Below are 7,871 nucleotides of genomic sequence, written 5' to 3'. Positions count from 1 at the left end.
TAAACCAAAAGTCCGTAAAAGAAATAATGGTAATTCTGATACAACATTACCGGAGTTTTTACTTCCATATTGCAATCAACCTGGCGTTTATCAATTTTCGTTTTGAAAAAAAGATACAGAAACAGTCTTGAAAGTATAATTGCAATAGAAATCCCAATCCAGTGTGTCAAATAAATCGGAATTATCGAGTATTTCAAAAGTAAAACTGCTGTAACTGTGGCGATTGAAATTGAAACAGAAATAAACCAACGCTGACGAATGGTATGCAACGGCGCAATCAATAAAAGCAATAAACCAATTAAAAAAGCATAAATGAATAAAATCATCAGCAGTTTGATCGGAAAAACGTGAAAGAAAAAATTAAGCAGATAAATTGAAATCAAAACAACCGCAATCGATTTCGCTCCAAGTTTTACTAAAAAGATGATGGTTTTATGCGTCATGGTATAATCTTCATAATTCCAGTAAAAGGAAGCCTGACGACCAATAACCTGAACAAAACCGCCACTGGTTATCAATCCGATAATCACACCCAAAACCACTGCTGTAGATTGCATGTGATTGAATCCGACATACGTCCAAAGTGAGTAGCCAAAAAGCACAATGGCAACCAATTGCACAAAAACCGGAAGCAGATGTAAAATTCCGGTGGGATAATATTTAGCGAAGATTTTCAGTTTGACCATAAAATAATCAGAAAGCTGAAGTGTTTTCTCTTTCGAATTACTTTCAGCTTCTAATTCTTTTTTATTCTTTAAACTTTTATAATCTGAAGCAGTGGTGATTCTTTCGAAAATTAAATCCGCAAGCATTTTAATAGACGGAACTCCGAAATCATTCATAGTATCTTTATCCCGAATACCAAAGGATTCGATTGTAGCCGCTACAACCTTGCTACTCACCGGTTTTCCAATTTTTTCACGTATAGCCGCAATTAGGTTATTGATATTTAGAGCTTGACTGTTCATAATGTTTAGGATGCGGCAACAGCGCTTCTCTCATCTATATCGATGAATATCGACTCTTTACGGCCTTTCGGAGCCATAACTCGTTCGTAAGCTTCTTCATATTCCTTAATGAATTTGCCAATGGTAAAATTTTCTACAACTTTTCTTCGGGCGTTAACTCCCATTTTTTCGCGTAACTCTTTATTTTGAAGCAGTTGAATTACTTTGTTACCGATATCTTCGAAATCTTTTGGTTTGCAGATGAAACCACAATTTTCATCTAATGCTTCGGTAACACCGCCAACATCGGTTGCAACTACAGGAATTCCGCAACTCATTGATTCTAATACGGTATATGGAAATCCTTCTGAGATTGATGTTAATATGGAGATATCGCCTTCAGAAAACAATTCGTGCGGCTTGTTGTGAAATCCGGCTAATTTGAAATTATCTTGCAATCCCAATTCAGCTATTAAATCTTCGCATTCTTTTGTGTATTCCGGAACGGCATCTTTATCACCGTAAACCAAGTACTGTACATTCGGAATTTGTCCTTTTACAACACTACACGACTTAATCATCGTAATAATATCTTTCAAATCAAAAATTCTTGCAGCTGCAACAACAGTCGGAACATCTTTAGTAGCTTCCGGTTTTGGTGCCGGAACAAAACGATTGTGATCAATTCCGTTGTAAATCACATCTAAAATTTCAGGTTTTGCGCCATAAATCTTCTCCCAAATCATATTGAATTTGTTCACGGATAAAATCAAATCGGCTTTGTAGTACACTAATTCAGTGATACTTTCCGAGAATTTAATCAATAGCTTTTTAAGGAAAAAAGAATATTCCGATGCACTGATTGCTAAAAGACGCTCACGTATAAAAACTCCGTGTTCAGTGGCTATGATTGGCGTTCCGTATTTGTATTTTAGTACCAATGCCGGAATTACCGGAAAACCTGAAATTGTTAGATGAGAAATATCTGCTTTAGGAACTTCGATTGATAACGGAATCAAAAATCTGTATATCCATCGCATTCCAAATGTTAAATCGTTTAGCGTTGCTGTTTCTTTTGTATTGTGACTCAATTCTTTAACCATAACGCAAAAGGCTCGCCATACCGCCATACTTTGCATGGTTTTTTTATAATCGTTTTCCTGAAAAAACAGCCACATTTTATAGATGATATCATCAAAATCTTCTGCTTTTCTAGTGTCAGAATAGATGTTTGTCAGTAATCTTCTGAAAATTGGAATGAATTCAGTCGTGATTTTAGTTTCGTCAATTCGCTCCTTCTCTCCTACTATATTATGAAAACTCTTTCCGTAATTGACCATTTCCTGAGGCTCTAACGGTGACCATAATGGAACTTGAATCACATCCTTAACATGCTCACTTAAAGGATACTTGGATTTACTTTCAAATTGAGCATTAATAGAATACAACGTAAAATTCGCATTCGTTACTTCGTTGCACAACATATGCGCCCAAGTTGAAACTCCGCCGCCATTATAAGGATAGGTTCCTTCCAGAATTAAAAGGATATCGTATTTATTTTTCATATCAAAAACAATTATCAATTTGTACAGATCTGGAAATCAGACCTATTAAACTCAGATTGATTTTGGGTTGTTTTTGAAAATTAGTGCAGTTCGTGGCTAACTGAATCTGTTAGATTTAACAAGATTGGTATAAAGATACTTCATTATATAATCCGGCAGAAAAATCCGCCATAATATTAGTTAAATCAAGAAAAAACTTCGATGAACTGCAATTTCAATTTACGATTTATCAGAATAATTGTGTAAAAGTTTAATTTACTTCAGAATTTGAAAAATAAACCGACATTTTTATTTTAAAAAAGAGAATAAATCTTATTTTTGCAAACCTTATTTAAGTTCCTAACCAATCAACATAGTACCGTGGAAAACCCAACTGCACAAAAACTAATACACAAAATCCAATTAGATTTATTCAAAAAAGGATTTGATGCCAGTACTTTAGTAGGCGATTTGAAAAAATTAAGAGAATACGCTCTTGAAGAACAAAATCCGGTTTTAGTTAAGGCAATTCGTTTAACATACGAACATATTGAAGCAAACGACGCGTTTTTAATCGCAATTCCGGACGATGAACCAATCGAAGGATTTGAAGACAACGCAACTGGTTCTGCTTCAAGCGAAAACAATCTGGAAAGTTTAGATTATTTATTGAATTTGTTTACCGATTTGAAAAACAAAAACAACCTTTCCGATTTAAAAGATTACAACAACGCTTTTTTAGCTTTCTAATTGAATCGAAATAATACATCTTTAAAACTACGCTTCGGCGTAGTTTTTTTATAAGTTTTAGTTAAATCCTGCGAATTCTACGATTTTCTCGCTTACATTTGAGTTGAAATTACGATTTCATCAAAAAACACCTAACTAACTCATTTACAATTCAATCTTATGATGCGCTTATTTAAAATTGTAGCTTTTCTTGAAGGAATTTCACTTTTAGTACTTTTCGGTAACATGCTTTTCATCAAACCTACAAATCCGGAATTGTACAAAACCTTACTTTTCCCGGTTGGAATGACTCACGGATTATTGTTTATCGCTTATATCGCTTTAGCTACAATGTTCAAAATCGAGGAAAACTGGTCTTGGAAAAAATATGCGATGGTTTGTGTAGCATCCGTATTGCCTTTCGGAACTTTCTATGTTGAAAAAAAATTATTGTAACTTAGAGCAAAATTGGTTTCAGCTTTATGAAAATCTTTAATTGGGCGTATAAAATATTCAAAGAATTGGGTTTCAGCGAACTTTGGGCTGATTACTCAAATTTAGCCATTAACATTATCATTCTGATAATCACGGCTTACGTTTTAGATTATATTTTCAAAAAGGTTTTAATCATCATTATGGCTATTATTGCCGCAAGAACGAAATCTACTTTTGATGATTTTCTGGTTGCCAATAAAACTGCCAAATATGTAGCACATCTTTTTACACTTTTCTTTGTTCACAAAACCGTTCCTATTATTATGAAGGATTTTGTGTATTGGGAAGGCGTTTTTTCAAAAGGAATTAAATTCTACATTATCGTATTATCGCTTTGGATTATCCGAAGTATATTCAATTCCCTGAAAGATTATTTAAAAGGAAAAGAAAAGTACAAAGACAAACCAATTGATAGTTACATTCAGGTAATTATGATTGCGCTTTGGATTTATGGTGTTATTTATTTCATCTTAATCCTTTTTGATACAAGTTTCGGTAAATTATTAGGAGCATTCGGAGCCATTTCGGCTTTAATTTTATTAATATTCCGAGATACCATTTTAGGTTTTGTTGCGAGTATCCAAGTTACAGTAAACGACATGGTTCGTATTGGCGACTGGATTACGATGGAGAAATATGGTGCTGATGGTGATGTAGTCGAAATCAATTTAGCAACGGTAAAAGTTCAGAATTTTGATAATACGATTACCACTATTCCGACCTATTTTCTAATTTCCGATTCGTTCAAAAACTGGCGCGGGATGCAGGATTCTAACGGACGTCGTATGAAGCGTTCTATCTTACTAAAATCCAGCAGTATTCGTTTTTTAAATGATGATGAGGTAGACGGTTTGAAAAAAATCCAGTTGATTGCACCTTATTTGGATCGACGTCAGCAGGACATCAGCAAATACAACGAAAGCAATAGTATTGATAAATCGGTATTAATTAACGGCCGTAACCTAACGAACTTCGGGATTTTCAGAAAATATATCGATCAATATATTGCAACCCACCCCGGAATCAATAAAGACATGATGTTCATGTGCAGACAGTTACAGCCTACCCAAAACGGAATGCCGCTAGAAATTTACGCCTTCGTAAAAGACAAACGTTGGGTGGAATACGAACACATCATGGCTGATATTTTAGACCATATTTTAGCGTCTGTACACTATTTCGATATGGAAATTAATGAGATTGGGGCGATAAAAATCGAATACTAACCTACTCCTCTATTGATGTTTTTCCATGAATTGCCGGTTGTCCAAAACTGTCTAAATTCACCATTGTAATAGCATCTACGGTAATAATTACGGCTTTTGTCATTACATTACGTACTTCGCAACGCATGGTAATGGAAGTCTTTCCGAATTTAACAATATCCAAACCAATTTCGATAATATCACCTTGTCTAGCAGAACTCATGAAGTTGATTTCAGACATGAACTTGGTTACTATTCTGTTATTTTTCAAGATGATGATGGAAAACAAAGCCGCTTCATCATCAATCCACGATAATAATTTTCCTCCGAATAAAGTTCCGTTGGCGTTTAAATCTTCCGGGCGAACCCATTTTCTGGTTTGGTAGTTCATAATTCAAATTTCTGTAAGGACAAAGTTACAATTTCTGAATGATCAAAAGCGAGTTTTGGCAAATCTTTTATGGAGAACCAAGCGGTCTCTTTAGCATCATCGGCTGCAATTGCAATAGTATTTTCAGGTACAATACCGAAGTAAGCCACGGAAACTACATGACTTCTCGGATCACGAAACGGTTTTCCAAAAGCACCAACTTGTTCTAAATCACCAACTTTAATTTGAGTTTCTTCTTCTAATTCGCGAATAGCTGCTGTTTTTAAGTCTTCATTTTCATCAACAAAACCACCCGGCAATGCCCAACAATCTTTAAATGGTTCATTTTTTCGCTTGATTAAAAGCAATTCGTAATTGGTTGATTTTCTAAGAATAACGGCATCTACCGTCACAAATATGTTGGATGTTCTCATGACAAAAGTTTTCAACACGAAACTACTCATAACTTTTTAAATGTGGTAAATTTTCTCATTTATCATTTTGTAATTTTAATACAAAGGATAGCGACCATGGAAAATCGAGACACATTTATTATGGATTTGAGAGGCGAACCTCTCGGAACGATTTCGGCTCAGTCAACCTCTGAAGAAGTTTTTCAGAACAGGACTTTACGACCTATACTGGTTTTGCAGAACGAACTTTTTATTGAAGTTTTTATGAATTATGCCATTAAACAGAAAAACGTTTTCTTCTCCTTAACTCCGGAAAAGAAAATGGCTTACATAGAAAACGTAATTCAACGGGACATTAAATTCAGAAATTCACTAAAAGGAATTATCATCGGTCTTTTTACGGTAGACGAATACAAAGACTACATCACAAATTCCTCCAACATCAATAAAAGAATGATGAACATGCTGATTGAACGCCTCAAAAATCAGGTTCAGATTCTTACCAACGAGTAACCACAACCAAAAACAAATAATACCACTAACTGAAAAGCTGTCCTTATTTGGACAGCTTTTCTACTTTTTAGTATAACTCATTAATTCTGTAGTTCCTTCGTAGAAAACCAGTTTATTACTTTCCACTTTATACTTATTGGTTCGGTTAAAAAACTTGTTGTAGTTTTCATAATTGGTGTTTACACAAGCCATTTTTGTTCCGGCCATCGCTCCGAACATAATTTTATCGCCTTGAACTGTATAACTTCCTGTAACTAAATTACAACCATCGTTTCCAGAAACTTTGGAACCAACCCAAAATCGTAATTCCGGTGTTCTGGCAAAAGTGGTGCTATCAATTACTTTTCCGTTAAACTTACTTAATCTCCAGGCTGTTGAGGTTAACGAATCTGAAGTGGAAGCTGTTCCGGTTGTAGATGAACATGAAATTCCGAAGCCTACAACTCCCATAAACAAAAGAATAAAAAACGCTTTTTTCATACACTCAATTTTATGTTAGTAAATACTTTCTCCATTTAAATTGGTTCCCAATACTTCACTCATATAATCAAAAAACGGGCGCATTGCTAAAAAAGTATTCAGTACCTCTGTTTTGAAATTCTTATCCATGACTTCTTTATCAGTGAATTTTCGAGAAATCAGGTATTGTTTTTTACGAATCAGGTCAATAGCCGGATGTTCTTTATCAAAACCTTTTGGTGCTGTTTTTAACTCCTCGCCTTCTAATGCTCCGAATGTTTTGATAAAATTCTTGTCTGCTATGATTTTTCGAATTTCAGTGTCATCCATTTCAAATTCTTTACGGATTCTGTTTAAATCTTCGGCATTGGGTTCCCAAAAACCTCCGCCAACAAAACTCCCACCAGGTTCAATATGAAGATAATATCCGCCGCGCAACATGGGTTTTGTTCTTCCTAAAGCCACACCAAAATTGGTTTTATAAGGTGATTTGTCTTTCGAAAAACGAACATCACGATAAATGCGAAACATCTGAACTTTATCAATGCTGTCAGTTTTAGATAAATCTGTAACTATTTCATTAGCAAATACTTTAAAATCTTTTTCAAGAGTCTGAAACACTTTTTTATTATCGGTGAACCATTCGCGGTTGTTGTTGTTTTTTAATTGTATAAGAAAATCCAATGTCGCTTTTGAAACCATATTTTTCTTTTAAAGTTAGAAAAAATCTACAGAAAAATCATAAAAAAAGCCCAAATAACTTTTGAGCTTAGAAATATTTAAGATTAGAATTACTCCTGAACGGTTTCAGCATTTTCGCGAATTTCCGTATGGCGAATTTCTCCACCTGATGTTCCAACTGATTTTGAAAGGATTGCAGTTCCTAAAGTCAGAAACAGCGTTACAAACGCAAGGAATTTTGCTTTGCTGTGATTTTTAATAGATGCAAACAAAGATAATCCTGCTACTGCTCCGGTTAGATACAATAAGATGGCAAATTTTTCCGCAATTTCTTCATGCTCGTGAATGATATCGTGTGAAATTCCTAATTCTTCGACAATCTCCTCTGCTCCTTCTCCGGTTCTCATGGTCAACAATCCGAAAACTGCTGAAACCATCAATAAAACAAAAGCCGTATGTTGCACTGCTTTGTTTTTAAATAAAATTCCTGCTAACAAAATTCCAAAACCGAAAAT

At 34.6% G+C, this 7,871-nt stretch carries 10 protein-coding genes and 1 pseudogene; 4 read left to right on the top strand and 7 right to left on the bottom strand.

Annotated elements, in window-relative coordinates; all coding sequences use genetic code 11:
• Both RUH60_RS11425 and pelF read right to left on the bottom strand, forming a co-directional pair.
• Nucleotides 1–968: pseudogene (locus RUH60_RS11425) on the bottom strand (hypothetical protein); the annotation flags it as partial.
• Nucleotides 969–973: 5 nt separating this feature from the next.
• Entirely contained in the window at nt 974–2,512 is a 1,539-nt protein-coding gene (gene pelF, locus RUH60_RS11420; RefSeq protein ID WP_313808413.1) for a GT4 family glycosyltransferase PelF, read from the bottom strand.
• A 360-nt stretch (nt 2,513–2,872) separates the two neighbouring features.
• Here pelF and RUH60_RS11415 point away from each other — a divergent pair, with 360 nt between their 5' ends.
• The 3 genes from RUH60_RS11415 to RUH60_RS11405 all read left to right on the top strand — a co-directional run bounded on the left by RUH60_RS11415 (nt 2,873) and on the right by RUH60_RS11405 (nt 4,941).
• On the top strand, nt 2,873–3,241 hold the full coding sequence (locus RUH60_RS11415) for a hypothetical protein (protein ID WP_313808415.1): 369 nt from the start codon (nt 2,873–2,875) through the stop codon (nt 3,239–3,241).
• A gap of 159 nt (nt 3,242–3,400) precedes the next feature.
• Complete coding sequence (locus RUH60_RS11410; protein ID WP_313808411.1) at nt 3,401–3,676, top strand: DUF3817 domain-containing protein; 276 nt, start codon at nt 3,401–3,403, stop codon at nt 3,674–3,676.
• 26 nt (nt 3,677–3,702) lie between these two features.
• Nucleotides 3,703–4,941: a mechanosensitive ion channel domain-containing protein gene (locus RUH60_RS11405; RefSeq protein WP_313808409.1), complete on the top strand. Its 1,239-nt coding sequence runs from the start codon at nt 3,703–3,705 to the stop codon at nt 4,939–4,941.
• 1 nt (nt 4,942) lies between these two features.
• Here the strand turns inward: RUH60_RS11405 and RUH60_RS11400 are convergent, their stop codons facing one another.
• Nucleotides 4,943–5,311, bottom strand: coding sequence for an acyl-CoA thioesterase (locus RUH60_RS11400; RefSeq protein WP_313808407.1), 369 nt, complete (start codon nt 5,309–5,311; stop codon nt 4,943–4,945).
• On the bottom strand, nt 5,308–5,724 hold the full coding sequence (locus RUH60_RS11395) for an NUDIX hydrolase (RefSeq protein WP_313808405.1): 417 nt from the start codon (nt 5,722–5,724) through the stop codon (nt 5,308–5,310). The genes RUH60_RS11400 and RUH60_RS11395 overlap by 4 nt, the downstream gene beginning before the upstream one ends.
• A 96-nt stretch (nt 5,725–5,820) precedes the next feature.
• On the opposite strand from RUH60_RS11395, the gene RUH60_RS11390 reads away from it, so the two are divergent.
• A complete protein-coding gene (locus RUH60_RS11390; RefSeq protein ID WP_313808403.1) occupies nt 5,821–6,216 on the top strand; it encodes a glyoxalase in 396 nt (131 codons plus the stop codon).
• A gap of 60 nt (nt 6,217–6,276) precedes the next feature.
• On the opposite strand, the gene RUH60_RS11385 is transcribed toward RUH60_RS11390, so the two are convergent.
• From RUH60_RS11385 to RUH60_RS11375, 3 genes are all read right to left on the bottom strand, one after another.
• Complete coding sequence (locus tag RUH60_RS11385; RefSeq protein ID WP_313808401.1) at nt 6,277–6,696, bottom strand: META domain-containing protein; 420 nt, start codon at nt 6,694–6,696, stop codon at nt 6,277–6,279.
• 15 nt (nt 6,697–6,711) lie between these two features.
• On the bottom strand, nt 6,712–7,377 hold the full coding sequence (locus RUH60_RS11380; protein ID WP_313808400.1) for a DUF2461 domain-containing protein: 666 nt from the start codon (nt 7,375–7,377) through the stop codon (nt 6,712–6,714).
• 89 nt (nt 7,378–7,466) lie between these two features.
• On the bottom strand, nt 7,467–7,871 hold a 405-nt coding region (locus RUH60_RS11375; protein WP_313808398.1), incomplete at its 5' end, for a hypothetical protein.

The sequence above is a fragment of the Flavobacterium sp. genome (genome assembly GCF_032153895.1).
Taxonomy (GTDB): Bacteria; Bacteroidota; Bacteroidia; order Flavobacteriales; family Flavobacteriaceae; genus Flavobacterium.
The sequence above is the reverse complement of the archived record's forward strand: the minus strand, read 5'-3'. Positions and strand labels throughout refer to the sequence as shown.